Annotated in this window: 17 protein-coding genes and 4 pseudogenes; 10 read left to right on the top strand and 11 right to left on the bottom strand. The window is 56.3% G+C overall.

What is annotated here, in order from left to right; genetic code table 11:
- Positions 1–225: 225 nt before the first annotated feature.
- Positions 226–2,028, bottom strand: a complete 1,803-nt coding sequence (locus tag FJV77_RS26455) for an ABC transporter ATP-binding protein (protein ID WP_063169366.1) — start codon at positions 2,026–2,028, stop codon at positions 226–228.
- Between the two features lie 636 nt (positions 2,029–2,664).
- Here FJV77_RS26455 and FJV77_RS26450 point away from each other — a divergent pair.
- Positions 2,665–3,411, top strand: a complete 747-nt coding sequence (locus FJV77_RS26450) for a LuxR family transcriptional regulator (protein WP_063169365.1) — start codon at positions 2,665–2,667, stop codon at positions 3,409–3,411.
- Positions 3,412–3,427: 16 nt separating this feature from the next.
- On the opposite strand, the pseudogene FJV77_RS26445 reads toward FJV77_RS26450, so the two are convergent.
- A pseudogene (locus FJV77_RS26445) lies at positions 3,428–3,663 on the bottom strand (transposase); the annotation flags it as partial.
- A 719-nt stretch (positions 3,664–4,382) separates the two neighbouring features.
- Between FJV77_RS26445 and FJV77_RS26440 the strand changes: the two are divergent.
- From FJV77_RS26440 to FJV77_RS26410, 7 genes are all read left to right on the top strand, one after another.
- Complete coding sequence (locus tag FJV77_RS26440; protein ID WP_224571099.1) at positions 4,383–5,099, top strand: SPASM domain-containing protein; 717 nt, start codon at positions 4,383–4,385, stop codon at positions 5,097–5,099.
- A gap of 1,064 nt (positions 5,100–6,163) precedes the next feature.
- On the top strand, positions 6,164–7,420 hold the full coding sequence (ectB, locus tag FJV77_RS26435; RefSeq protein WP_063169362.1) for a diaminobutyrate--2-oxoglutarate transaminase: 1,257 nt from the start codon (positions 6,164–6,166) through the stop codon (positions 7,418–7,420).
- Positions 7,413–8,252: a hypothetical protein gene (locus FJV77_RS26430; RefSeq protein WP_063169361.1), complete on the top strand. Its 840-nt coding sequence runs from the start codon at positions 7,413–7,415 to the stop codon at positions 8,250–8,252. Before ectB (FJV77_RS26435) ends, FJV77_RS26430 begins: the two co-directional genes overlap by 8 nt.
- 166 nt (positions 8,253–8,418) lie before the next feature.
- Positions 8,419–9,720, top strand: a complete 1,302-nt coding sequence (ectB, locus tag FJV77_RS26425; RefSeq protein ID WP_063169360.1) for a diaminobutyrate--2-oxoglutarate transaminase — start codon at positions 8,419–8,421, stop codon at positions 9,718–9,720.
- A gap of 463 nt (positions 9,721–10,183) precedes the next feature.
- Positions 10,184–12,013 carry an IucA/IucC family siderophore biosynthesis protein gene (locus FJV77_RS26420; protein ID WP_063169359.1) on the top strand — a complete coding sequence of 610 codons (1,830 nt, stop codon included), beginning with the start codon at positions 10,184–10,186 and terminating at the stop codon, positions 12,011–12,013.
- A 390-nt stretch (positions 12,014–12,403) separates the two neighbouring features.
- Entirely contained in the window at positions 12,404–12,970 is a 567-nt protein-coding gene (locus FJV77_RS26415) for a GNAT family N-acetyltransferase (protein WP_158515808.1), read from the top strand.
- Positions 12,971–13,252: 282 nt separating this feature from the next.
- Positions 13,253–14,983, top strand: coding sequence for a GMC family oxidoreductase N-terminal domain-containing protein (locus tag FJV77_RS26410; protein WP_224571100.1), 1,731 nt, complete (start codon positions 13,253–13,255; stop codon positions 14,981–14,983).
- An 81-nt stretch (positions 14,984–15,064) separates the two neighbouring features.
- On the opposite strand, the pseudogene FJV77_RS33100 reads toward FJV77_RS26410, so the two are convergent.
- Positions 15,065–15,208 (bottom strand): annotated as a pseudogene (locus tag FJV77_RS33100) (transposase); the annotation flags it as partial.
- Positions 15,209–15,664: 456 nt separating this feature from the next.
- On the opposite strand from FJV77_RS33100, the gene FJV77_RS26405 reads away from it, so the two are divergent.
- Together FJV77_RS26405 and FJV77_RS26400 are read left to right on the top strand one after the other, a co-directional pair.
- Positions 15,665–16,594 (top strand): 2-oxoglutarate and iron-dependent oxygenase domain-containing protein, encoded by a 930-nt coding sequence (locus tag FJV77_RS26405; protein ID WP_063170383.1) that lies wholly within the window; start codon positions 15,665–15,667, stop codon positions 16,592–16,594.
- Positions 16,595–17,070: 476 nt separating this feature from the next.
- Positions 17,071–17,511, top strand: a complete 441-nt coding sequence (locus FJV77_RS26400) for a GNAT family N-acetyltransferase (RefSeq protein WP_158515807.1) — start codon at positions 17,071–17,073, stop codon at positions 17,509–17,511.
- 142 nt (positions 17,512–17,653) lie between these two features.
- Here the strand turns inward: FJV77_RS26400 and FJV77_RS26395 are convergent.
- The 8 genes and pseudogenes from FJV77_RS26395 to FJV77_RS26360 form a co-directional block, all read right to left on the bottom strand.
- A pseudogene (locus FJV77_RS26395) lies at positions 17,654–17,884 on the bottom strand (IS3 family transposase); the annotation flags it as partial.
- 117 nt (positions 17,885–18,001) lie between these two features.
- A complete protein-coding gene (locus FJV77_RS26390; protein WP_063169356.1) occupies positions 18,002–19,171 on the bottom strand; it encodes a Xaa-Pro peptidase family protein in 1,170 nt (389 codons plus the stop codon).
- A gap of 81 nt (positions 19,172–19,252) precedes the next feature.
- Positions 19,253–20,521, bottom strand: a complete 1,269-nt coding sequence (locus tag FJV77_RS26385; RefSeq protein WP_082826583.1) for an acetyl-CoA carboxylase biotin carboxylase subunit family protein — start codon at positions 20,519–20,521, stop codon at positions 19,253–19,255.
- Positions 20,522–20,834: 313 nt separating this feature from the next.
- Positions 20,835–21,278 carry an aspartate 1-decarboxylase gene (gene panD / locus FJV77_RS26380; RefSeq protein WP_063169354.1) on the bottom strand — a complete coding sequence of 148 codons (444 nt, stop codon included), beginning with the start codon at positions 21,276–21,278 and terminating at the stop codon, positions 20,835–20,837.
- A gap of 986 nt (positions 21,279–22,264) precedes the next feature.
- Positions 22,265–23,458, bottom strand: a pseudogene (locus FJV77_RS26375) (IS256 family transposase).
- A 756-nt stretch (positions 23,459–24,214) separates the two neighbouring features.
- The gene (locus FJV77_RS33095) at positions 24,215–24,682 is read right to left on the bottom strand and encodes a transporter substrate-binding domain-containing protein (RefSeq protein ID WP_224571101.1); all 468 of its coding nucleotides are present in this window, start codon (positions 24,680–24,682) and stop codon (positions 24,215–24,217) included.
- Positions 24,660–25,028 (bottom strand): GNAT family N-acetyltransferase, encoded by a 369-nt coding sequence (locus FJV77_RS26365; protein WP_063169352.1) that lies wholly within the window; start codon positions 25,026–25,028, stop codon positions 24,660–24,662. Before FJV77_RS26365 ends, FJV77_RS33095 begins: the two co-directional genes overlap by 23 nt.
- A gap of 328 nt (positions 25,029–25,356) precedes the next feature.
- Positions 25,357–26,817, bottom strand: a complete 1,461-nt coding sequence (locus FJV77_RS26360; RefSeq protein WP_063169351.1) for an aldehyde dehydrogenase family protein — start codon at positions 26,815–26,817, stop codon at positions 25,357–25,359.
- Positions 26,818–26,993: the final 176 nt, after the last annotated feature.

Here is a 26,993-nt window from a genome sequence, read left to right as displayed (position 1 = left end):
CCGTCGACATTCCCGCCCTTTTGGTGCGTGCGCCGTTAGGCGCGACAATTCGGTGCCCGCGTGTAACTGCGCGCATTCGCCGAAGCTTAGACGTGGTGCATTCCCGCTCGCCCGTTTGGCGGACAGTTCCGGCCGTGCTGGTTTTGCCGCCTAACGCCCGCCGCTCGTCACTGCCACACCCCTCTCCGGCAACGGCTCGGCGCATCGCGCAAGCCGGTTTAGCGATCAGGCCAGGCCCTTCGCGAGTTCCAACGCCTGCCGTTCGAAGAGGCGGCGGTAAATGCCACCATCGAGATTGATCAGGGCGGCATGATCGCCGTCCTCCATGATGCGGCCACGGTCGAAGACGAGCAGCCGATCGAGCGAGCGGACCGTCGACAGCCGGTGTGCGATGACGAGTGTGGTTCGGCCCACCATCAACCGATCCACCGCTTGTTGAATGAGCACCTCGGATTCCGAATCGAGGCTCGATGTGGCCTCGTCCAGAATAAGGATCGGCGCGTTCGCGAGGAAGGCGCGCGCGATCGCCACGCGCTGGCGCTCGCCGCCGGAGAGCTTCAAACCCCTTTCGCCGACCAATGTCCCATAGCCCTTCGGCAGGGGCGCGATGAATTCGTGGGCACTTGCCAGTCGTGCCGCTTGCTCGATCTCGGCCTGGCTCGCGCCAGGCCGGCCATAGGCGATGTTCTCGGCAAGCGACCTGTGAAACAGGATCGGCTCCTGCTGCACGATCGCGATCTGCGAACGAAGGGACTCTTGGGTCACCTCCGAGACGTCCTGACCGTCTATCAGGATCCGGCCGCCGCTCAGGTCGTAGAGTCTCTGGATCAGCTTCACGAATGTTGTCTTGCCGGAACCGGAGGGTCCAACCAACCCAACCCTTTCGCCAGCTTCAATCGACAGCGAACATTCGCTATAGAGCGGCAGGGGATGGTTGGCGTAGCGGAAGTGGACGTTCTCGAAATCGATACGGCCGTTCGTGATCCGGATCGGCTTGGCCTCTGGACGATCGGCAACATCCACCTGCTGATTGTGGATGGCCACCAGTTCTTCCATATCATTAACCGAGTGCTGCACGTTGCGGACATGCATGCCGGCATCACGCAGATAGCCCTGCAGGACGATGAAGGACGTGAGAACATATGCTATCTCGCCCGGCGTTGCCTGTCCATGCGACCACAGAAGCAGGGCATATCCGACCACCGCCACCCTGAGCGCAACCAAAGTTACGCCTTGGGTTGAGCCGATGATCGTTCCGCGCACCCAGCTCCGGCGCGCGCGGTGCCGCCATTTCGTCATGATATTTGCAAGCCGCTCGTCTTCGCGAACCTCTGCGCCGAAGCCCTTGACCACAGCGTTGCAACTGACCGCGTCCGCAAGCGCGCCGCTGAGCCTTGTGTCCCATCGGTTGGCAAGGCTCGCCGCTGGCGCGACATAGCCGAGCGACAGCGAAATCGAAAACGCAAGGTAGACGAGAGAGCCGCAAGCAAAGATCACGCCCATGACCGGCCAGTGCCAGCCGAGCAGCACCGTCGAGCCGATCAAGATGACAAACGACGGGAGCAGCGTGACGAGTATCGTGCTGTTGAGGAGGTCGAGCGCCCACATGCCGCGCGTTATCTTGCGCACTGTCGAGCCGGCGAAGCTGTTTGCATGCCAGTCTGTCGAAAAGCGCTGCACATGATGGAACGCTTCGGTCGCGACGTCGGAAATCATTTTCAACACCAGGTCGCTCAGGCCAATGAAGGCGACGTGGCGCATGGCAATGCCACCGAGTGCCAATGCAATCGGTACAGAGAATGCTGCAACAGCTGAATCCGAAGCTGGTGCTGCCGCATTAGCAGCACGAGAAACAGCGTCGATGAGTCGGCCAGAATAGAGCGGCATCAACACGTCAGCCAGCGTGGAGGCGAGCATCGCGGTCATGATGATCGCGAGCCGGGCCGGCTGCCTGTTCCAGAGGCGAACAGTGAAGGCGAAAACGTCGCGACAAGTGGCGCCGCGCCCATGGACGGGGAAACGTCTCATAGTTTCCAAGCGGGCGCATCAACACGCTCGGTCCCAAAGACGATAAAAGACAAAACTGGAATTTCGACCTCCCCCATAACAGCATCAATTTTGGCGGGCAGCTCTTGCCGCCTCACGACGGTGAGTTCAAAAGTCGTGCCAACTGAGCGGGAACATCCGAAGGACAAATTCAGCAGGTTACCGAGCCTGGAGAAAGTCAGCCGCCATCCAGTCGATACGATTGCTACGGCTGCTCAACTCGGGAGATTGGAAAAGAAGGTCGATGTATCGATTGAATTTTGAGCTTGTTCTTGCCTCGATCAAATAAGTACAGTTGCAATGCAGCTTTCTCAGGCCCGGCACTTAGGTGCTGATTTCAAAAGCGCGCCGCGAATACTTTCCTGCCCATATTCCGTCAATCGAATGCTCGACTGTCGGATTGTGCGCTCCCCGACACAGTGCTGTCGGTTCGCCTCCTGGGTACCTCCCCCGTCGATTGACGACCTGAAGGAGAAGCTTCGCTCGCAAGCTGGCACGACTCTTGAGGGTACTCCAGGTGGCGGAAGGAACTCCGGCTCGAGTCCCGTTGACTTCGGATGTTGCGAGGCTGGGTTGGAGCAAACTGTGCACCAATGAGAACGCAATGAAGGAGACATCATGGAACTCCGGCGGATTGCGGTGGAGTTAGACCTATTCCTCAAGATGACTGATGATGTCGCTCAATCCGAACAGTTGTTCGAACTGTTGTCTGCGTTTGCGCTGAATTTCGATTGCCCGTGGATTGCCTATGGGCCGCTCGCATCAGAGAGGGCTTTCAAGCCGAACCGGGAGGGTTCTGTGGTGATGTGGAATTATCCTGCTGAATGGCAGGAGCGCTACTCGAGAATGGGCTATGCCAAAATAGACCCCCTCATCAAGAAAGGTCGAAAGGAGGCGGGACCCTTTCGATGGAGCGAGGTGTATACTGATGAAAACATAACTGAAGATGGACGCCGCGTCTTGGACGAAGCAGCAACATTCGGCTTGAGGTCAGGCGTTACCGTCCCATTACATGGCCCTGGTGGCAGCTTTAGGTTTGTGAGTTTTGCTCAATCCTCGGACTGCGAATTGCAGAATAGAGCGATCACCTACCTGCAAATGGCCGCGCTGCGGTTTCATCGGATGGTTACGAAGTTCGACACTACGACTGCGTCGGAACGAGCTCATAACCTGTCTCCGAGAGAAATAGAGTGCATTGATTTGGTGTCACAAGGAAAATCATCTTGGGAAATAGGAACTATTTTAGGCAGATCACGAAATACGATAGATTTCCATTTAAAAAATGTAATGCGGAAGTTGGATGCGACCAGCAGAACGGTAGCTGTTGTAAAAGCTTTGAACCTTGGGATTATCCAACCGCCGTAGGTGCGCAGCTAGTTCTCCGCCCGTAGTAGCGCGCGTGATAGCCGAGACGCTCCGGCGTGCGCTCGCTCTTCGAAGCACCCAGCGCCTCGTCCATCTCGGCCTCGAGCACCTCCTGCATCACGGCGCGAATCACCTCGTGCAATCCATCCGGCTTCGAAAGCAAAATGTCGTTGACGCTGCTACGGCGGATTTATCTTCAGGCTTGGTCCTGGTGGCGATGCTGAGTTCGCTTCGCTGAGATTGGGCGGTCATGACAGGGTGGTGTTCAATGTCACCGATTCCTGGAAGAAATTACCATCCGTATTAAGCGACTGACGATGAGTGATGTGTGTCCAAAATCTGACAGCTGTCAGAAAACATTTCGGGTTCAATACAGCGGAGCGTCTTAGCCCTGTCGGGCTTTTCGAAGCCTATCTCGCAGTAACTGCGCGCCAGGCGCACTAGCTCGGCCTTTGCTGGTCGATGTGCGGCAATATAGTGTGAGGGCTGACCCGCATGAGAACACGGAACTCGCTCGATGAAGGATGATCGACGGCATCCAGAAAGCTTCTCTCCGGCGGGTTCGAGGGTGCTGCGCGCGCATCTCGGCGACGGGCCAGCGACCAACGGTTGAGGCTACATCTCCGGAGCGAGTGATGCCTCGAAAGATGCAATGCTGTCTCTGGTCCGACGCGCTGGAAGTTTGTGAAGGGTCGGCCCGGCAAATCGGTGAACCGGGCGGCTTAGGCTGCCAAAAAGGGTAGATGTCTGCGTTGCCTCGGTAGATCAGCAGGCGGTATCAGAAAGCCAAAGGCACACGCACACCATCGTGGCGCTTCGCAGGAAGTAGATGGGAGTAATCACCAGTGATTTTACCGGAACTTCGCTCAGCAAACACAGCCGGCAGGGTTTTGGAGATAACGACGACCACGGGATGCGTCGTAGGATGTTCATATTGTCCCCAGGACAAGTTCGCGGTCCGGCAAAGAAAAGTGTCTCATGCGAGTCATCTGGATCTTGAAGATTTCAAGCGGTGTCTGGCCCGCGTACCGACTTCCGTCGACATTGGTTTTGCGGGATACTCCGAACCTTGGCTCAATCCGGACTGTACCGAAATGGTGGAGCACGCCTTCGCCAAAGGCCATGGCATCAGGATTTTTACGACGCTGGTGGGAATGAACGGGCAGGACCTGCAGCGATTGCAAGCCTTGCGCTTGGGCGTATTCGTGGTCCATGTTTTCGATGACGGCACCTACATGAACAGCCGCCTGGTCGGAGACAAGTATCGCGATCTGGTTCGTCAACTCGTCGACGCGGACATCCCCTTGATCCGATTCGTGGCCTTGGGCGAGCCCCACCCAGATATAGCCGACATTATTCCTACCGAAGCCCTGATAAAAGCGCGGCCGGTGAGCAGTAGGGGTGGAAGCGTCGACCCTAAGATCGTTGCACCACGTCAGCCAGTGGTCGGAGCCCTAACCTGCGTGGACGCACGACAGTATCGGAATGTTCTTCTTCCAAACGGCGACGTTACCCTGTGCTCTATGGATTTTGAACGGCGTCACGTATTGGGCAACCTTCTATATGAGGGTTACTCCGCTCTGTTTGAAAAGCCAGTTTTTCGCGAAATCGTCGACCGCATGAATGGAGCAGATGGTTTTCTGCTTTGCAGGATGTGTGAATTCGCCGACCCAAACGACCGGACCTGAGTGCATGCCGGCCGAGAGGGCGTGCCTGGCAGTGCGGATGGCCCCACGACAGATGCACCTGCCCGCGACGCCATCGTGTTTTCACGTTACGCCAGTATGTTCCTGTAGGCGCGGCAGTGGGCCTCGAGCATTTCGGAGACGAGCTCATCGAAAGGTCTTCGCCTTCCAACCGAGCTTGTCGGCCTGCCTAGCTTGAGGTAACGCCGATCACAGGTCAACCATCGGTCGGATGGAAACAGTGTTAGTCGATCCCGATCAGAGCTTGATTGCTTACTCACGGCTCACCTCGTCAACGCCTTCACCCTCCCGGACGATCTCCTTTTCGACTCGCCTGAAGGCAGCAGCCCAGCTGCGGCCGGGGATGGTTGCCGTCGCGGTAGTGGACGTTCTCGAAACCGATGCGGCCCTTCGCCAGCGCGTCTCCCGGTTGCTTCCGCCTGGCCTACGAACGGGCTTTCCGTCAAGGGGGTCCACGGCGGCCCCGCCCTCTTGATCCGGCGGCTCGGGCCAGTCATCGCGCAAGAGATCGGAATCCGCATTCTTCTCAAAGAGAGCGTGGCTTTCGCTGTGTCATCGGTCATCAAATAGTTTCTTGAATCAGGTTGGTGTCCGCAGCCCGAGGTTGAACGGCGAATATTGATGACCGCCGCGAAGCCGCTCGCTCGCTACGGCGCTATTGAGGAGCGCGCTCGCGAGCGGCTTCGCTACCGCCGAGCGACACAACCTCTGGCGACGCGACCCTGCTGATCTCCTTGGACTCATTCATTTGTCCGGAGCGCTATGGGCAGCGAAGGGTGGGTACGTCAACTACCTGATGCCATAGTAGCGATGCTTTCGCGGAAGCTTTAGAAGCCATCCTGTTGCAGCACATTCGAAAGCATCCGAATGGAGGGCAACGCAACCCAACAATATTTGATGAGGATGCCGGCATCACCAGACCAAACCCAGACCAAACAAAGCTGCCTCCGGCATTCTGCTTCAACGTTAAGCGACGAACATCTGCCGCAAACCACTAGCCATTAAACAGCTCTCTTCTTTGAAAGACTATGTGCAGAGGACTTGATATGGACACCGACGCTTTCACGGCTCATGAATCTAACGTTCGTCGTTATTGCCGGGCGTTCCCCACCGTCTTTACGAAGGCCCTTGGGGCGACGATCTGGGACGAGACGGGTAAGCCCTTTATCGATTTCCTGGTGGGTTCCGGCGCACTCAACTACGGGCACAACAATCCGGATATTATGGCGCCAGCGATTGAATATCTCGTCGGTGAGAACATTCTTCTGTCGCTTGATATGCATACGGCGGCAAAGCGTGACTTCATTGAAGGGTTCGTCGATTGGATCCTGAAACCCAGAGGCCTTTCGTACAAGATTCAGTTTCCCGGGCCGACCGGCACGAACGCCAACGAAGCGGCGCTGGCGCTGGCGCGAAAATACACCGGCCGCTCGAGCGTCATGGCCTTTACGAATGCGTTCCACGGCATGTCGCTCGGCTCTCTAGCGGTGTCGGGCTCGGCCTCAACCAGGGAACTGGGAGGCGTCGCTCGCCACGATGTGATCCGTGTTCCCTATGACGGCTATCCGAGCCAAGCTTTCGATTCCGCCAGTTACATCGACAGCGTTTTGAGCGACCCGGGGAGCGGCATAGAAAAGCCTGCCGCAATCATTCTGGAGACCATCCAGGCCGAAGGCGGCATGAACGCCGCATCCGCAGCTTGGCTCACGGAAATTCAGCGCATTTGCCGTACGCACGGCATTGTTTTTATCGTCGACGATATTCAGGCGGGTGCGGGCCGAACTGGCGATTTCTTCTCATTCGAGTCCGCGAAAATCGAACCGGATATTGTGTGTCTTTCCAAGTCCCTAAGCGGTTCAGGTAGTCCGTTGTCCATCGTTCTGATTCGACCCGACTTGGACATATGGAAGCCCGGAGAACATAGCGGGACCTTCAGAGGCAACAATTTCGCCTTCGTGACGGCAGGAGCCATGTGCAAGATGTGGTCGGATAGGAAATTTACTGCAGGTGTCGAGCGGACAGCCGTCAGGCTGCAAACGCACCTCGATCGCCTGGTTGCGAAATTTCCAAGATACATCGAACAGAAGCGCGGCCGCGGTCTGATGGCCGGCCTGAAATGCCGTTCACCGGCAGTTGTCGGCCGCGTGCACGATGTCGCATTCGAAAATGGCCTTCTTATCGAATCCTCGGGGCCAAATCGCGACGTTATCAAAGTCCTCCCACCGATAACCATCACCGATGCCGAACTCGATCGTGGCATCACCATCCTTGAACACGCACTACAGGAGCAAGACAATGCCTAGTCAGATATCTCAAGTGCCAGCCATCTCGCCGGTTTCGATCAAAGAACGGACCGGGTCGATCAACACGGCGGAGATCATCTCGGTCCTGAAAGGTGAGCTCACCGCTCTGCACATCAAGCAAGCTTTCAGCACCGAAGTAGCCGAGGAGATCACTACGAACTTTATTGGAAGCTCTGGTCTCAGAGAGCGTAAAGATGGTGTGCCCGGACAATATGTCGGCGCATCTCACTACAGGAAGGATGCAGCCACCTATTTCGCAGACGCCGAAAACGCGCGGCCGTACGTCGATGCCCTTTTTAAGAATTTGGTTGACCCGGTTCGAGCAGTATTCAGGGCGTTGAAGCGAGAGCTTCACAACCAGGGAATCGAATTGCGGCTAGCCCGTTCCGAACACGGCCAGGCCAATGTTTGTCGCGGCCTCAGTTGGTCGGGCACAGGCACATTTTCCTTGGATCCCCACGACGACGTCGCTCAAGTCTTACGTGCTGGCGATGATTACGAGCTTTCTGCGGTGGCGCACAATACGGTCGCAGCGCTCAACCTCTATCCCAGCATGCCTGAGGAAGGCGGCAATCTGAAGCTCTGGAGCCACAAGCCGACGGTTGCGGACCGGATATCGCAAGGTGTGGAGACCACTGGATATCCCTATTCGGCAGCCTATCTGGAAGCCGTCCCTTGCCGCGAGTTCGAGCTCAAAACCGGGGATATCGCCCTAATCGATGGCGGCTTCGTTCACGGGGTTACCGGTCAATTAGGCGACGGAAAGCGTCGCCTAGTGCTGAATTGCTTTTTCGGATTTGCGCGGCCTGATCTTGTTCTCTGGTGGACGTGACGTTGGACCTCGCAGCGATCGACTGGCTTGGGCCGTGAGTTGGCGTGGCCAGGCGTGTGACTGCTCATGCTGCCGTCATACAAGCCGAACCTCGAACCGATTGAAATGGCCTTCGCCAGACAGTTTGGGCTGATGCCTTTGCAGGCTACAATTCAGGACTCGCCCTATGAAGAAGCAGTTTACTCCTACAAACGATGTAAGCCTCGCGATCTTTGATCGTCTTGAGTCTGAGGTGCGGAGCTACGTCCGTGCGTTCCCAGTTCTGTTCGATCGAGGCGTCGGCACTGCCCTCATAGCTACAGACGGTCGGGAATACATCGACTTCTTGGGAGGCGCGGGAGCCTTGAATTACGGGCACAACAACCCAGCCTTCACGCGGGCGTTGTTGGACTACATTGCGCGCGACGGAATTGTGCACGGGCTCGACCTTGCTACGACCGCCAAGAAGGCCTTCATCGAAGCTTTTGAGCAGTTTATTTTGAAGCCCCGCGGTCTGTCTTATAAATTGCAATTTACTGGCCCCACAGGTACGAACGCGGTCGAGGCGGCTCTGAAGCTAGCTCGCCAAGTGACCGGCAGGTCAAACATCGTTTCGTTTACGAACTCGTTTCACGGAGTCAGCGCTGGGGCGTTGGCGGCAACCGGAAACACGAAGTTCCGAGATGCTGTCGGCTTTCCCCTCGCGCACGTGACATCGTTGCCGTACGAGGGCTATCTCGGCGCTTCAGACACGATCGAGTATTTCGAGAAGCTTCTCGATGATCCTAGCAGTGGTCTCGGCAAACCCGCTGCGGTGATCCTAGAAGCAGTGCAGGGCGAAGGCGGTGTCAATGCTGCTACCGTTGAATGGCTGCAACGGCTGCGTGATCTGACCTCTCGGCACGAGATCCTGATGATCCTCGATGATATTCAGGCTGGTGTCGGTCGCACAGGGAAATTCTTCAGTTTCGAGGCGGCTGAGATCGTGCCGGACATCGTTACCCTGTCAAAGTCGTTGTCTGCAATTGGAACGCCTATGGCCCTTGTCCTCATGAAGCCTGAACTTGATGTCTGGACGCCGGGTGCGCACACCGGCACGTTCAGGGGCAACAACTATGCTTTCGTCACTGCTCGTGCGGCCCTTGAGACTTACTGGTCCGACTCCAAGTTTGAAGATGAGATTGCTCGCAAATCAGCCATCTTGGCTCAAGAACTCAAGTCGATCGCAGACGACTTCCCCAGCCTTGCTCTGAATGTCCGAGGCCGCGGCTTGATGTATGGACTCGTATCACCAAAGCACCACTCATTGCCGGGGCTCATTTCCCGGGAAGCTTTTCGTCGCGGCTTGGTGATCGAGATCGCTGGCTCGTATGGTGAGGTGCTCAAGTTCATGACAGCCCTTACCATAACCGAGGCTGAACTGCGCCGTGGTCTGTCGATCGTACGCGACAGCATTGGCGCGGTGCAGGACAGCATTTCAGCGGAGTAGGCATTCACTCAGTCCCCCCTACCCAGTCTGGGCTTATCAAGCAAAGGAAATTCCGCTTTAGACGTATGCGATTGTATGGAGACGGACAGCAAAAATGGACACTCGGAGAGCTCAAACAATGGACACCGACCGCTTGACGTGATCGAACGACAGTACGGCATGTGCAAATCAATACACACTTCTTGCTCGTTGCAAGATGAAGGACGACGTCCAGGGCCGGTGAAACCGGTATTCTAATATATTATATAAGTAAGATGGTAATATTGCTGGTTTATCACGAGCGAAGACGAACGGTACACAACACATTAGAAATTAACTTGTATAAGAGGTCCGGTATTTCTTATCCTTTCTGATGAAAAATAGAACGGATTTTGTGCGACGTCGAAGTTTGGCGAGACGAGTGTAAGGCGCGTTCGCGAACCTTACACCGTTACGTTCTGAAGGAGTTGAGATCGTGAGTGATATGACAGCCCGAGACGATGAGATAAGCCTAGCCGAACGCGTAACGCAGCATTTGAAACCGCATTTATGGGCAAAGGCCAACCGGCTCCTTATCCGTAAAGCAATCAGCGAATTTGCACACGAGTTGCTAATTGCTCCTCGACTCCAGCGAATGGAAGGCGACTGGGGGAAGTATGTGCTGGAAAGCGAGACCCCTGGGTTGGAGTATTGGTTCCAGGCTCGGCGCCTCCTGCTAGATCACTGGCAAGTGGACGCCGGCTCTCTGGAGAAAAGGATTGAGGGCAGGCCGGCCCCCCTGGATGCGCTTGATTTTGTTATTGAGTTCAGCCGCCATCTTGGCATAAAGGAAGAGATGATGCCGGTTTACCTGCAGGAGATCAGCAGCACGCTGTATGGCAGCGCGTACAAGCAGGCCAAAACAGAGATATCCGCCGCAGAACTGGCTTTTGCCGATTACCAGATCGTTGAGGCTGGCATGACGGAGGGCCACCCGACCTTTATCGCGAATAACGGTCGCATTGGCTTTGACGCGCTCGACTATAGTCGCTATGCGCCGGAGGTGGGCAGTTCGATAAGACTCATATGGCTGGCCGTCCATAAAGAAATGGCAACGTTTAAGTCCATTTCAACGCTCGACTACGACCTTCTCATGCACGAGGAACTCGGTCGACAGGCGCTGGAACAGTTCGACGCAGCGTTGCGTCAAAAGGGACTAAACTCGACCGATTACATCTATATGCCAGCGCATCCTTGGCAATGGTTCAATCGGCTCTCAACTATCTTCGCGGCGGATATCGCCAACCGGCACATTGTCTGCCTAGGCCAGGGGAAGGACATATATCATGCCCAGCAATCGATCCGCACACTTTTCAATATAAGCGATCCGCATAAACGGTACGTGAAAACGGCGCTGTCGATACTTAACATGGGGTTTATGCGCGGCTTGTCACCGACACACATGCTGGCGACGCCCGCCATCAACGAATGGTTGAAGAATTTGCTCGACAGTGACTCCTATTTAGCCGCCAACGGCTTCAGCATCCTTCGCGAGGTCGCGACGATTGGCTATCGCAATCGTTGTTTCAACACCGCCCTCAAGAAGGACTCCCCTTACAAGCAGATGCTTTCTGCGCTGTGGAGGGAAAGCCCCCTTCGGCAGTTGAAAGAAGGGGAACGTCTGATGACAATGGCGTCGCTGCTTCATGTCGATTACAATGGTGAAGCACTCGTGACAGCCCTCATCAATGCCTCGGGGTTAGACGCCGCCGCTTGGCTACGCCGCTATTTTGAATCTTATCTGGCGCCGCTTCTCCACTGCTTTTATGCTTACGATCTAGCGTTTATGGCACATGGAGAAAATATAATTCTAGTTATGAAAGATCACGCTCCGACGCGAGTTATCATGAAAGACATTGGCGAGGAGCTTCGTATTCTAGGCGGAGATCTCAACGTGCCGGAGGAGATTAAGAGGATCTGCATTCAAGTAAATCGCGACATGAAGCACGACTTCATTTTCACCGACGTTTTCGACTGCTTCTTTCGTTACTTGGCTGTAACACTCGAAGAACATCTTGATTTTCCGTCGACACACTTCTGGCAGCTCGTAAGCGAGTCCATCCTTGGCTACCAGACGAAACATCCGGAATATGACGAAAAATACAGGCAGCATGACCTATTCGCTCCAGAATTTCTGCGACGATGTATGAATCGACTGCAGATACAAAAAAACCAGCAAATGGTGGACTTCGGTGATCCGGGAGAATACCTGCACACCGTCGGCACGCTGAAGAACCCACTGGCGGGCATTCGCAAAGTGACCAGTGCAGGTTAAGCTTGAAGGAGGCGCGTATTTTAAATGAACAATGTAGTTAGCCGGTTTTGGGCCAATACCATACCCCCCCCTTGGGGTAAGCAACCCCTTGCGTAAACGCCGCCGCAGCATGTTGCGCGTATCAGGCGCCCGCTCACCAGCGCGTCGCCTGCTTCCATTCTGAAAGGAGGCGCCTAATTTTTTTATCGCCTTCGGGCCGGCTTTCCAGGTGCCGTCAACACTGACACGGTTAGGCGCCCAAAGCTTGATTTGTGTAGACCTCGCTACCTTAAGCATAAACCTCGTCGAACGCCTTCAATCAAGCACTGCGGCCTTGACGCTCATGCTAGGAGATCATGGCCGCGTTGGAGGTAAGTGCGGCTCTAACTTATGGCTAGAAGGGAGCTTCTCATGTACATTCTAGAAACGCCGCGCCTAATCCTAAGGCCACCGTCGCATAGCGACGAGCTTCTTCTACATGAGCTTCATAGCGATCCATTTGTGGTAAATGCCATGTGGGATGGAGTCTATCCGACCCGAGAGCAATCGAAAGCTAAACTACAACAGTTCATCCATCATTGGCAGAGCAATGGTTTCGGCTTATGGATGGTGTTCGTAAAAGGCGAAGGCCAAGTCGGAAAATTCGCAGGCTACTGTGGATTGATGTACAGTGGCCCGTATCTGCCCGAAGATCCCACTAATGTGGAAACCGTATCGTGCCTCCACCTTGCGTCTTCCGGTAAGGGGATCGCCGCAGAGGCCGGCAGGGCAGCGATCCAGTTTGCTTTCGAGAACCTAACGCTCGAGAAGGTCACTTCATTCATTCGCCCAACGAACACGCGTTCGCTTCGGAAAGCACCGAAAGTAGGCCTTCGCTATGTAAGAGACCGGGTCTACAATAACGTAGTTATGCGATATTTTGAAGTGACAGTCTTGACTGCTGTAAAAATCGAAAAAGTCGTCGTTATCTCTTGTTAGTATCATTGTTTCTCGGAAGACGGTGATGCAAGAAACCGTAGGCGAGCGCTGCTCTCGCCCTACGAACTTGCAATCATTCACACCGACGCACCGGCGTGTCCGGAGATGCATGTGCCCTGGAATTGAGAGCTTGTCGGTTCAGAGATAGTTCAGATGGGTCGCTCGGTCTCGCTTCGGGCATGCCCTCGACCGATTTGGCGATCAAATCGCTCCGTTACAGACGGCATGATGTGGAGCTGCCGCGCCGTAAGTGACCATATCTCAGGCGGTAGGAGGAGCGCTTTGCTGAAGAAGCCCATCACACTTGGTACCTTGATGGGGAGTTGCGTGGTTTTCGATTATATCGTCGTGGGTGGTGGCTCCTCTGGATGCGTGATGGCGAGCAGGCTCTCCGCCTATGGCGCTCGCGTGCTGCTCATTGAAGCTGGCCCTGATACGCCGCCGAATGCCATTCCTGACGACATCCAGGATGGCGACCCAACGCGTGCTTACCTTAATCCCGGTTATCGATGGCAGTCACTCCACGCGACAACGGTGCGAGGTGGCCGCAAGCCTGTCCATTACGAACAGGCGCGCGTCATGGGTGGCGGCTCCAGCATCAATGCCCAAGTCGCCAACCGCGGCGGGCCCGGAGATTACGATGAGTGGGCCTCAAGCGGTGCAACGGGCTGGGGTTGGGAAGACGTGCTGCCCTACTTCCGTCGTCTAGAATGCGATTTGGATTTCGGCGGGGAATTTCATGGCACGAACGGCCCCTTGCCAATCAAACGTGTGCGCCAATCAGACTGGTCGGGCTTCATCCGGGCAATCTCCGATGCTTACGATGCTTTGGGGCTTCATTTCAGGCCAGACTTCAATGGTGCATTCGGTGATGGCTATTCAGTTGTCCCATTGACCAACCGCAATGGTCATCGGGTCTCCTCCGCGATGGCGTACTTACCCGAAACCGTCCGCTCTCGCCGCAATCTAACGATTTTATCCGAAACGACAGTTGCGCGGCTGACCTTTTTGGGAACAACGGTAACGGGGGTCGAGACGGAGAACAAATCGGGCGTGCAATCGTATAGCGCTTCTTGCGTTATCCTGTGCGCAGGAGCACTCCATTCACCCGCCATATTGATGCGCTCCGGGATCGGCCCCGCGAAGGAATTAGTACAATTCGGAATCCCTATCGTTGCAGATTTGAAAGGTGTGGGCCAGAATCTTCAGGAACACCCCACGATTTGCGTTTCGGCCTATTTGAAGCCGGCCGATCGCTTGTCACCCGGCGTGAGCGAATATATTCAGATGCACGCCCGCTACTCGTCGGGTTACGAAGGCTGCCCGTCGACCGATATGGCAATATCGACTGTTGCCAAATCATCCTGGCACCCGCTGGGGAGGCGCCTCGGCACTCTCGCCGTGTGGGTCAATCGCAGCTACTCGACGGGAACTGTGGCGCTCAAGGGTAGTTCGCATAAAATAGAGCCGGAGGTCGATTTCAACTGGTTGAGCGACAAGCGGGACGCCGAGCGCCTCAAGCAGGGCTTTCGCTTCATAGTCCGCCTGCTGCAGCAAGATTCGCTGTCCTCTGTGGCGCTGGACCCGTTTCCGTCAGCGTTGAATGCGCGAGCGAAGCTGGTGAGCAAGGTCACAAGCACAAACTATGCACTCACGTCATTTCTGGCGCTGCTCATGGACGCGTCGCCGCGGCTGCGCCGTGGGCTGATTAGGCGCGTCATAACGGATGGGGATAGCATTTCCGATCTCGTCAACGACGAGAAACATCTGGATCGGTATATTCGCCAGAACGTCATCCCAAGTTGGCATCCGACGTCGACCTGCAGGATGGGGGCAGCCGCGGATCCTGGCGCTGTGACCGATCCGTCGGGACGCGTTCATGGTATTTTGGGTTTGAGGATCGCCGACGCTTCCGTCATGCCATTTTGCCCTCGGGCGAACACAAACATTCCGACGATTATGGTGGCTGAGAAATTGGCCGACACAACCTTGAGAGACGGCAGACGGAGCTAAATCGCTGCCTGCTTTGCTGCTCGGCTAGTCGTCTCGTCGAGACGGCGGATAACGTCGACAAGCGCTTCCTCAGCTCATGTGCTCCTTGGTGCCGCCAGGCAGAACGCCGAACCCGATGTAGATGGCTTTTTTGCGAACGAAGTCTTCGTCCCTGAGCTTGACCGCTCGACCCGGATAGCGTCGAAAAAGACTATGGGATAGGAAAATTTCGAGCGGTCGGTTTCTGCCATTCGGCCATCGTCCGGGACGGCGTGTGTGATGGACGAGCTCAGGTAGCTGGCGATACCTCGCGTCATAGAGCTCTTCGAGATGGCCGATCCTGCCATGAAACCCGGAGGTCGGCGCTGGTCTGGATTGAGCCTGGAAGTCATAAAGCAATTCAGAATTGTAAATCGCTCTTAGTATCTTGGCCGTGATAATGTTAAACTAACCGCGACGGATGTAACAATATATACAACTATATTAACATACAAATCGTTGTTATCTTCACCAGGAAGCGCTAGAGATCAATTGCTAAGACGGAATCACCGCCCAGCCATCGGCTTAGCCTTAGAATGGGACATCATGTCGACTTTCGTTATTATTGGAAGAGACGGCGCGTTGCCCACATCCAAGGAACTGTCGACTTTGAGAGCCGCGGCAAACACTAATCAACTTAAGCGCCCAAAAAGGGGATTGACTATGACCACGCTGCCGAAAATTTCACTTTCGAAATTGAGAGACGATGCAACGCGACGTGACGAGCGCCAGCGCCTGCAAATGGCATGCCAGGAATACGGGTTCTTCTACCTTGTCGAGCACGGCATCCCCGGGGAACAGATCGCGCAAGCCATTGAGGCTTCCCGGCGATTCTTCGCATTGCCACAGTCGGTTAAGGAACGCTACGGGCACGCCTTTCAGGACGTGTACCCCACTGCCGCCCGTGGATACAGTCCTTTACACGGCGAAATGCTACATCCTGAGGCCGGCTTCGATCCAAAGGAGGTATTCGACCTCGGAATTGAGAACGAAGGCGACCGGCGTCCGTTCTCCGGCCGCACGCGCCTTCCGGATGAAGCCTTGGCTCCTGGCTTCGCAAGAAACCTGCTTGCTTTGCAGGCTACCGTGCTCGCCGGGATTGTCCCCCAGATCGGGGATGCGCTGGCGGACCTGATAGGTATGGAAGAGGCATGGTTCCAACGCCATTTCAGCACGCCGACGCTTGGGCAACGCGTGATACGGTATCCAGCTCGCGGCGGCACTTGCGCAAAGCACACGGATCATGGCTTCTTCACGCTGCTGCTGCAAGAGGAACTCCCCCTGCGTTCCTTGCAGGTGTGGTTCCGCGGTCGATGGATGCCGGTGCCGAGCCTGCCCGATAGTCTCGTAGTCAATCTGGGCGACCTCCTTCAGGTCTTGAGCGACGGCCGCTTCAAGAGTACGCCCCACCAGGTCGTGCATAGTGGTCCGACTGATCGAATTTCGCTGCCCTTCTTTATTTATCCCGAGATCGACGCTCGCCTGACTTCGCGACAAGGGCAGCAAGTTAGTGTTGTAGAAATGATGCTGCGCAACGTTGAGTCAATATGGGTGACTGGGAATGGCGCCGGACGCGCGCGCGAACTGCAATGATTGTCTGCTTTTCTAAAGCATGCGCAATTATGGCGCCGACGCGGTGCAGATCTCCGTGGTAAGCTGGAAGAACTCTCGCATCCGCTAGATTGTCCCGCCGTCGCGCGTGTAGCGCGGCGGTCGGAAGCCCGCTTCGGGATGAATGCACCTATGGTGTCAGATTGTTTGCATCGTGTGGTCGCAGGGAAAGATCGCACTAGATCTGCACCGCTGTCGCAAACGTGCTGCGGGAAAACCTGAGGGAACTTGATCCCATGATAACGCTCGCCCAACTCGCGCTTGACGTATCGCGAACCGAGCTCCCGGGAACCAGTTCCAGCGCGACCACGACGCCGTCACAGGCGGAAAGATCTTATAACACCCGGCGGTCGCGTGCTGCACGTCTTGCGGGCCGGTGGCAGTTATCGCAAGCCGTCAACCTTTCAGGCCGAACACCTCGCGCCCTGGAGCCCATTCTCAGCCGGAGCCCGCCCCTCATGGAGATTCGTCTCGCAGGCACTGCCGACCGCGATGCATGGCGGTCCCTTTGGTACGCATATTGCGCCGACCAAGGTCTCAATTCATCAGAACAGGCGACAGATAGGATCTGGCGGCGCATCGAGCGCCCAGACGAACCGATTAACGCGCTGATCGCGGTCTCAGCAACTGGCGTTACCATAGGTTTTGCTACCTTTGTCATTCACCCGTATACTCTTAGCGATCGTCCGGTCTGTTTTCTCGCAGATCTCTATGTCGACGAGTCTTCGCGGCGCCAGGGGATTGGCCAAGCCATGCTCACGAATCTGGCCTCCTACGGTCGCGACCAAGGCTGGCTGAGAATCTATTGGAATACGGACAGATCAAATTATCATGCGCGGGCGCTCTATGACAAGATCGGTAAATTGAGTCCATACCTTACCTACTACTATGACCTGTAGACTTGCTCTGAGGTCGTAACGAAAGCGCATTGACCTGCCCCAGTCTTTTAAACAGTGGCGAGTAGACTAGAGGTGCAGCCATTTATGTTGCGCACATGGGCTTGCAGCGGAATGTATTTTCGGCGCGATGATCCATTGATCAGGCAAGGACCGTGTTCGAGGTAAACTCCGTGCGGTGGTCTGCGACGATCATGCCGGGCTTGCCGCGCTGGGCGATCAGGTCGTCAGTTCGCGAGCAACGCGGCGACCAGAGATCTGTGTCCGGAATCGCGTAAGGCATTCGCGCGTCACGTCGTCGACGAGTTGATCGGCCGCAGGAGAACTGGTCGTACAGCGACCAGCGTGCGTTCGGCTTCGCCTCGACACGGATCGGCCCCGCATGCCGACCGCCGCTCGCCGTCCGCACTTCAACAAGGTAGGCGACATCTCGTCGACCGGCAAGATCTATTCCGGACGTCCGCGCTGTCGTTATGACAAGCCATATTCTAATTTAGATCTCAAAAATCTTCCGGGGAGCAGTGGTCAGTACCTCGACGCCGGAGTCTGTGACACGGAACGTTTCGCTGATGACGTATCCAAAATCCTCCTCGATCCAATTACCTAACATCAGGTGAAAGGTCATGTTTGGTAGCAACTCTGTCATATCGCCATCCTTAAGGCTTGCGGTCGGCTCCAACCAACCAATGCCGTGTGCATAGCCGCAACGCGTCTCCTTTTTGAGGCCCCGCTTCTCGATGCTGCGATTGAAGGCGTTGGCAACATCGCTGCAAGTCGCTCCTGGCCGTATCGCATCAAGAGCGACCTCAAGGCCGGCGACTTGGATCTCATGCACGCGACGTAGACGATCGGAGGGTGAGCCGATCGTGTAAGTGCGCATAAGCCCAGCACAGTAACCATATCGCGCACCGCCGATTTCGAGATTCACCTGCGATCCATAGCGAAAAACGTCCTCGCTCCACGGAATGTGGCACGTTCCCGTTCGCGGTGATGAACACAAACTTATTCCCTCGATCCCGCTTCCTGGCTTACCGTTTGCGCCGCGCACCAACGTTGCCACAATTTCCGCGCACGCGTCTGCTTCACGCACCCCGGGGCGTATTACCTCAGCAGCGCGTCGAATCGCGGCGTCTGAGATTGCCGCCGCCTCCCGCATTACAGCTATCTCGAGATCTGACTTGATGAGCCTTTTCCAAGTGACCGCCTTAGTAGCATCGACGATCGTGGCACCAGGCAGGCGCATCCTAAACTTTTTCGCCGATTGCGATGGAAGGCAGCATAGCTCGATTCCTATGCCTCGACTCGCGAGGCCGACGTCCTCCAAGTAATCGACTACCGCGTCATAGCCATCCTTGTCAGGATTTCCAATATACGCTTCGGGGTATGCGACGATTTTGTCGCGCTCCATAAAACATTGATGAATGGCTGCCGGCGCATCACAGCGGCGCAGAATGAACGTCGGTTCCTCTTCTCGTATCGAAACCACAACGGCCTGAGGAACATAGGCTGATAGCGCGGTGTACCCCGTGAGATAGGTAATGTTATGTTGGTCGGAAACGACGAGCGCGTCGATATCGCACCGACCCATTTCGAACTTCACCGAGCCGAGCCGGCGAAGGTATTCACTTCTAGGGAATGCCTGGGGTCCCTTGGATATATTCATAAGTTTGAACTCCAGCTATGCTTTTGACAACAAGGCGAGCTATTGCGGGTAAGAGTTCTTATGCTGGCGACGGATCACCTCTCAGTTGGGGGGGAGTCGTGGGGCTGCAGATCGCTCCTGTTCGCCCGACGGCGGTGTGATAGACCAAGCGATTAAGTCGACAGCTCGTTGGAGTATCGCTTCGGTCTGAGCAAGGCTGGGTGAAACGGCGACGACATGTCCTATCCAGTCTCGAAAATCGCCTTTCCTGAAGATCGGCGCGTTGGGTTCAACATACAATTTGATTTCAGCGACACCTGGTACCGCGATCGCCTGACTGCCGCCATCGATCCAATCGAGGGTGCCGTCGCAATCAGCAACTAGGAACCGCGCGGCTGCGGTCTGCAAATGCCTTCTGCGCAAATCCCATTCCTCGCCGACGACAAGCTTGATGTGCTCGGTGACCAGATCGACACCGCTCGCCAGTTGGACCAGTTCAGGCTCAAGCGCACCAGCAAGACGCGGATTCACTTCGATTACAACCGGGCCATGATTAGTCAACCGGAGCTCGATGTTCGTTGGCCCCCAATTAAGGCCAAGAGCTTGCAAGCACCTCAGCGAAACATCAACGATACGGTCATGATCGTCTTCCGCAAGCGGGGCCGGGAAGGTCGTTTCACGGAAGACGAAATGCGGTGGGGGGCCGAAATCAACGGCGACAATCCCAATAACCTCATTGCCCATTATCTCCACGCTATAAAAAGGGCCGCGCGCGAATTCCTCAACCAATATCCTCGGCGAAGACGGCCAGATGTGCTTCCCACCCAACAGATAGGTCGTGTGGTCAGCTAACTCATCGGCGTTGCGGCACAATCGGACACCGATGCTACCGCTGCCGATTGCCGGCTTAACAATTACGGGAAAGCCGATCTCCGCGACAGCGCTTTCTACTTCTGCCACATTCAGCGCCATGCGATAAGCGGGTATCGGAACTCCGGCTTCCGCAAGTAGCTGGCGCTGAGAGAATTTGTCACAGCATCGTTCAATCAATTCGGGGTTGGGTCCCGGTAAGTCGAAATGCCGACATAGTTTGCCAACGGTTGCATAGACCGACTCGTCGATGCCCGAGAAGCCCGTGATACCAGCGATGTCATTGGTCTCACGCAGCCTGGAACATTCGCGAATCAAGGTATCAAGATTGGTTGTATCGACACGGATTGCCTCGCTTCTTTCCGCCGCAAGATACTCGTACTGTGTTGGATCAACTGATAGTGTAATTGGATGAAAGCCAAGACGCCGGGCCGCGTGGATGTATCGTATTCCATTACCTCTTGCATGGCCTTCAACCAGGATGAGAGCTTTCCTTGACATTGGCTGTTCTCCACTCTGCGTTTTTGTCGATAGGTCGTTTTGCCATCGTGGACCTCAGACTTAAAGACAACGATCCAAGGCCAAACATTCCGTGAAATTGGTCGCCTCTACCCGCAGCCGCTGGCTGAAGCTGAAGTTGCCTTTGGCGCAGCAAAATCGTCTTCCCAGATCTGGGCAGAACCGATTGGGCTTGATGGCAACTGACCGAATAGTGGCCGAGTGGGATAATGCACTGTATCGCGTACCAGAGTACTGGGGACGAGTACGCCCTTGACCGGGACCCGGCGCCACGAGCTGTCACCGAAAGGCCCTACTAGGGAGTGAGTTTTAGCGCGTTATCGCCGGGAGAGCCCTCGCGAATCGAGAACGTTATCCTTCCATCGTCGTCTATTGCACCCTCGTAGAACATGTGGTCGCAGATAGAATTATCCCGGTGGAAAGTCAGCACTCGCGGCTTGATCTCCACCATCTGATGCTCCTCGATGTATGCGGAGGAGCAAACGATTATTTCGTCCCCGACCTGACAGGTGCGAGCAGCGGCTCCGTTCAGCACGCAGCAACGAGAACCCCGCTCTCCATAAATCACGTAAGTGCTGATTCGAGCGCCCGATGATTTATTCCAGATTTCAACGAATTCCATTGGAAGGATGCCGGCTTCGTCGCAGTGATCTGGATCCAAAGTTATTGAGCCCCGGTAGTTCAAATTCGCGTCGGTCACAGTTATTCCATGAAGCTTGGCGGCAACAAATTTTCTCATCTACATTTCCTCTCGGCGGTGGGACACTGCGTCGACAAGCGATTGCTGTGTCTTGGTTTCAGGATGGATGGATGGACGTTCTGCGATTTGTCGTATTGTGGTTCTTAGGACAAAATTGATTACTCTGGCGTGGCCAGCACGAGACAGTCAGGCGAAGGCTGGTTGTGGTGGGCGGAGGCATTGCCGGCCGGCTGTCCCCCATTGGTAATGCCATCCGATACAGTTCCGACATGTTCCGTTCCTTTAATTAGTTGTGATTTCAGGTGACTGTGCCAATCGGCCCGTTCAACTGGATCGCACACAAAGTTGCAAACCTCGTGCCAAACTGGCTAATCAGGCCGGAAACAGAAATGCGTGATCTCTTTCAGCTATTTAGGTGAGCAGACCACGGATCGGATCAAGAAGGCACGTCGCGGACGCGACAAAATGTTGAGTGTAGGACGGGTTGAGGTGGCGCCCTTCTGCTGGTGGTCGTGCGGCCGATCTGGGCATCGTTGACTTCTGGCGGCGGGGATGTCGAGGACGCTCGGGTATTGGCTGTTCGGATCTTAGACGCGTGCAGCCTCATGCCTCGAATGCGGCCGTTTTACTTGTCCCAGTCGAGGCCTGCCTAAATGTTTGATCTCAGGTTTTGATGGGGCATCCTTATCTTCCGAATCAAAGGATGCACTATGGGCCAGGTTCTTCATGGGAGCGCCACGACGACAGAGGCGGTCCGTCGGGCGCCCGCTGATCAAGGGTTTGTTTTCAGCGATGGGATGGTCGCGGGGCTTACGCTCCTAAGGACGACCTTAAGAGCCCAGCCTCGCTACCGTGCCATGATCGCGCAAGGCGGCCCTCGCCGGAGGCGTACCCGAGGATCGCCCCTGACCAACAAGGAAAAGCCGGATCGACGCGGTCATGTATCCTCTAAGAGTTGTCATGACGCTTACCTCCTTCAGGTTGTGTGCGTCAAGTTCTGCAAAATGGGGCGGCCACGATGCTGGTCATGCGGCTTGGCGTAGAGCGAGCTTCTTGTGCTCGCGCAGATCGTCCATGTTGATGTAGCGGTTGGCCTCCATCCAGTTCTCGTTGGTCTCGCAGCCAGCGCCCTGACGAGGCGCAGGCAGCTTTCATTGGGGAAGATGCGCATGACATTGGTGCGCCGGCGGATTTCCTCATTGTGCCGTTCAAGCATGTTGGTGCTCTTGAGATGCTTGTGATGCTGGCGCGGCAGGCAAAAGAAGGTCAGCGTGCGCTCGATGGTCTCCTCCACCCAACTCGTCAGTCGCGGATAGCGGCCCGACCATTTGGACAGCCATGCGGCGAGATCGGCCTTGGCCTCGGCGAGATCGCGCCGGTCATTAGAGCCAGCGCAAGTCCTGCAGGCAGTCGGCGCCGTGCTTTCTCGGCAGGTGATCGAGCGCGTTCCTGAGGAAGTGGACGTAGCAGCGCTGCCAGGCGGCTTCGGGGATCACCTCGCCGATCGCCGCGACCAGGCCGGCATGATTGGCGGAGACAACCAGCTCGACGCCCTTGGGGCTGCGCGCCTTCAGCGCGACGAGGAAATCCCTCCAGGCCGAGCGGCTTTCGCGATTGGCCATCTCGACGGCCAGGATCTGGCGCCGGCCGTCCCAGTCGATGCCGACAGCGATCAGCACCGCCTGGCTCATGACGACGCCGGCCTCACGCACCTTCTCTTAGCGCGCATCGAGGATGAGGTAAGGAAACGGCTCTTGAAGGGGGCGCCTGGCAAAGGCAGCGAGGCTCTCGTCCAGCCGCTTGTTGATGGCCGAGATCGACGAGGCCGAGAACGCATGGCCGCACAGCTCTTCCGTGATCGCCTTGACCTTGCGGGTCGACACGCCCTGCACATACATCTCCGCAAGCGTCGCCACCAAGGCCCGCTCCGAACGCTGGTAACGCTCGAGAAGCTCGGTCGAGAAGCGGCCGGCCCGGTCCTGCGGAACCCGCAGCTCAAGCTTGCCGACCCGCGTGACAAGGGTGCGGCCGTAATAACCCGAGCGGTAGCCGAGCCGCTCAGGTGTGCGCTCGCTCTTCGAAGCCCCCAGCGCCTCGTCCATCTCGGCCTCGAGTACCTCCTGCATCACCGCACGGATCACTTCGTGAAGTCCGTCCGGGTCCGAAAGCAGAATGTCTTTGATGGCAGCGCTGCCGGTCTTACTTTCAATCTTGGTCATGGTGGCGTTCCTTCGCGGGAATCGGTGACGTGAACAATCACCAGCCTGCCATGACCGCCCTCTCTCAGCGAATTTGCAGAACTGTCAGCACACACCCTCCTTCATCACAAACCCAACCGAACAACTGGGCAGGTGTTCCAAAAAACGCCGAGTTCCAATAAGGACTCAGGTCCTGGTCCGCTATTGTCACCCCTTCCAAGTCGATGTGTTCGTCACAAATCTTGCGCAATTGAGAAAGGTCGCCCGGGCGTACAACTCTGATTTCCACAGTATTCTCCTGCTTCTCGTTCCGGCACACGTCAGGGGATTTGCTTGCGCAGTTGCCTGATGTGGCAGGTGAGCCAGCCCGCATATTGGCCGTCGTATTGTGGGCCGCGACGCTCACATGTGCGCACCCGATGAAGTGTAGATGTGTTTGTTTCAGGCAATGAGGCGCGTCTTGTGAGCACCGCCACGGTGGACCTGAAATCGCCTCACAGACGCTTGCCCACTGAACACGTCCCCGCCATGACCGGGGACGTGTTAAGGCACATTGCCTTCAGCCTCTGCAGAGGTCAGCGGTCTTGCTGCCGTCCGCAGGTTGTCTTTGCCGTAGCCGTATTTGCCGAATACTGCCATCATTTCGCCAGAGCCAACATAGTCCTGCATACGGCATTGAACGCGTCGACCGCAGCCTGCTCGTTGAGCTCGAAGGCGATAGCAGGATAGTTGGCTGGCGCGATGAACGAATCGGCCAGCTCAAGGCTGTGGTCCTTCTTAACAAGTCCAGTCGCTGTAAAGTAGTCGAGGGCACCGGCGGCGGCGCGACAGCCTGTCCGCCGGCGGTCCGGCGACCTGCATGATTTTGTCGTCGGCGATGCCTGACTTTTTCGCGTCCTGGACCGCGGTGTAGCCTGTATCACTGACGAAGGTGAGTCCCTTGTCACGCACATCCTCATAAGAATGCAGCCCTTCCGGGTTGCCCTTAGGCACCAGCAGTGCGCCTCTCTCCGTAGCGATCGGTTCGCTGAACAGCACGTTGCGGCAGCGCTCCGGCTTGATCCACATGCCGGCCGTGATGAAGTCGAAGCGGCTAGCCTGCAGGCCGGGGACAAGTGAGCCCCATTCGGTTACGACCGGCTCGATTCTATTCTCGTGTTTTTGCGCGACGCACGCAAATGCCAGACAATCCGATCCCCAAATTAATTCCCAGCACCGCAGGTTATTTGGTGTCCGCTTTTTCAACGAGACGCTCCATGAGCGTGCTGTAGGCGACAAAACCGGTGTGAGACCAGAAGGTCTTGCGGCCAGGATTGGTCTCCAGCACGTCGAGGAAAATCCTTGATTTGTTGTGGAAACGAGACCGAATAAGCAGCTCAAGGGTCCTGCAGCCAATCTCCGAACGTCGGTGTTGGCAGCTGACGTAGAATTGCCTCAAAAAGACGCGTTGCCCACTCGGCTCCGCATTGTCTGGCTCCAAACGATGAGTGGCGAGGCCCACAATCTCGCCGTTCTGGCTGAAGAGGTCGACCATCCAAATTTCGCGATTCACCAACTGAATAAACCGCTCCTTGAGTTCTGAAACCGTCATCGGGGTTTCGATGCTTCTCGGCCTCGATCAACTCGCGGTTCAACATTGCCAACTTGTCGAAATCTTCGGCGGCAGCTCTGCGAATCTCAATTGTCTCTGAAGCACTGTGATCCTCTCCTGACCCATGCGACCCACGCAGCGGGCTAGGCAATGCGCTCCTACATGTCCGTGGTGGGTAAAGCCCGTCCGCAGCCAAAAATCCTATGATTAGAGTTGTTCTCGATGACCTCCGATACGGATTCTCTCGCCGGGCTTATTTCGATTTGGTCGAGGTCATTGAATCCTGCATCGCCCGACAGCCGCGCCGTCGGTAGGGATCAGCAAGCGTTCAATTTCCAGATGGTGGCTGCGAGAGGCGGATACCAACGTTTCTCGTCTGAACGTAGCCGTCCAGCGCTTCCTGACCCTTCTCCCTGCCGTAGCCGGACTGGTTTATCCCACCGAACGGTGTTTCCACCCCGCCCACATACCACCCATTCACGTACACTTGACCGGCCCAAAGGCGGTCGGCGGTCCAGAGGGCCCGGTCAATATCCCGCGTGAACACGCCCGCTGCCAGACCGTGAACGGTGTCGTTCGCGAGATTGACGGCCATTCCCGGATTATCGAACGTGGTAACGGCAAGAACAGGACCGAATACTTCTTGCTGGAAGAGATTGCTGTCTCGCGCGACATCGGCAAACACCGTGGCCGCCATAAAGTAACCGCTCCGCTCCGAAAGCGCAGTCCCGCCGGTTACGAGTCGCGCGCCCTGCGAGAGGGCCGTCTGGCAGGCCCGCTCAACTCCTTGTCGTTGGTTTCGGGAGATCAACGGGGTGATGTCGCAGTTTTCGCGTCCTGGACCGACCGACAGTCCTTCGACGCAGACCCTCACTCTTTCCACCAGTTTGTCTGCAATAGAACGTTCCACAATAAGACGTGTAAGGTTGTTGCAATTCTGGCCTGCATTCAGAAAGGTCCCGACGCGTACCGCTTCCACAACGCAGTCGAGGTCGGCATCGGAATACACAACTGCAGCCGACTTTCCGCCCAGTTCCATTATGCAGGGCACGATCCGATCCGCTGCCGTCTTGAGCACCGTCCGCCCAGTAGTAATCGAGCCCGTGAAGACGATGTGGCGAACGTCGGGATGTTCGATCAGCGCCTGGCCTGCCGTTTGGCCGTATCCAGTGAGCACGTTGACCGCTCCGGCAGGCAGCCCCGCTGTCTCACAGGCACGCGCAAGTTCAACTCCGGAAAGGGGAGCTAGTTCCGGCGACTTCACCACGACTGAGTTGCCGGTTGCGATGGCGCAGGCCAGCGAGCGGGCCGTCAGTTCAAGTGGACCATTCCACGGAACGATCTGGGCGGACACGCCGAAGGGACTTCTGACTGTGTAGTTGACCAGGTTGGCCCCGCGCGGGATCGAGCGCCCTTCAAGTTTGTCGGCCAAGCCACCATAGTATCGCAGGTATCTGATGGCGGTCTGAACCTCGCCATCGGCAAGTTCCAATGCCTTCCCCGTCTCCGCGCAGTTAATGGCTGCGATCTCGTCGAAACGCGCTTCAAGGGCGTCGGCAACGCGAAACAACATGCGACCGCGATCATACGGATGCATGTCTATCAGCACGCGGTCGCGAAAAACGCGGTGAGCAGCAGTAACGGCAAGCTCGATGTCTTGGGGTCCTGCTTCAGCTACGACAGCAATCGTTTCGGCGCTCGCCGGGTCATCGACCTCGATGCGTGTGCCGGACACAGAATCCCGCCACTCGCCATCGATATAATTTTTGACTACGTCGTTGCTGGCCATCCAGTCCTCTTTCTTATCGCTCGATTTTCTTCGAATTGGCGCAGCGACAGTGGTCGGCGCCGCAGGAAGAACGGCAACCGTGGTATCGGTCCGGCAGTGAAAGCCCTAGTCTGCCGTTCAGCCGCTCCGAGTTCGCCCACTGCCACATGCCACGGAACGGCCTTCCCGTTCCGTGA

It is taken from the genome of Mesorhizobium sp. WSM4306 (assembly GCF_007003975.1).
Lineage (GTDB): Bacteria > Pseudomonadota > Alphaproteobacteria > Rhizobiales > Rhizobiaceae > Mesorhizobium.
The sequence above is the reverse complement of the archived record's forward strand: the minus strand, read 5'-3'. Positions and strand labels throughout refer to the sequence as shown.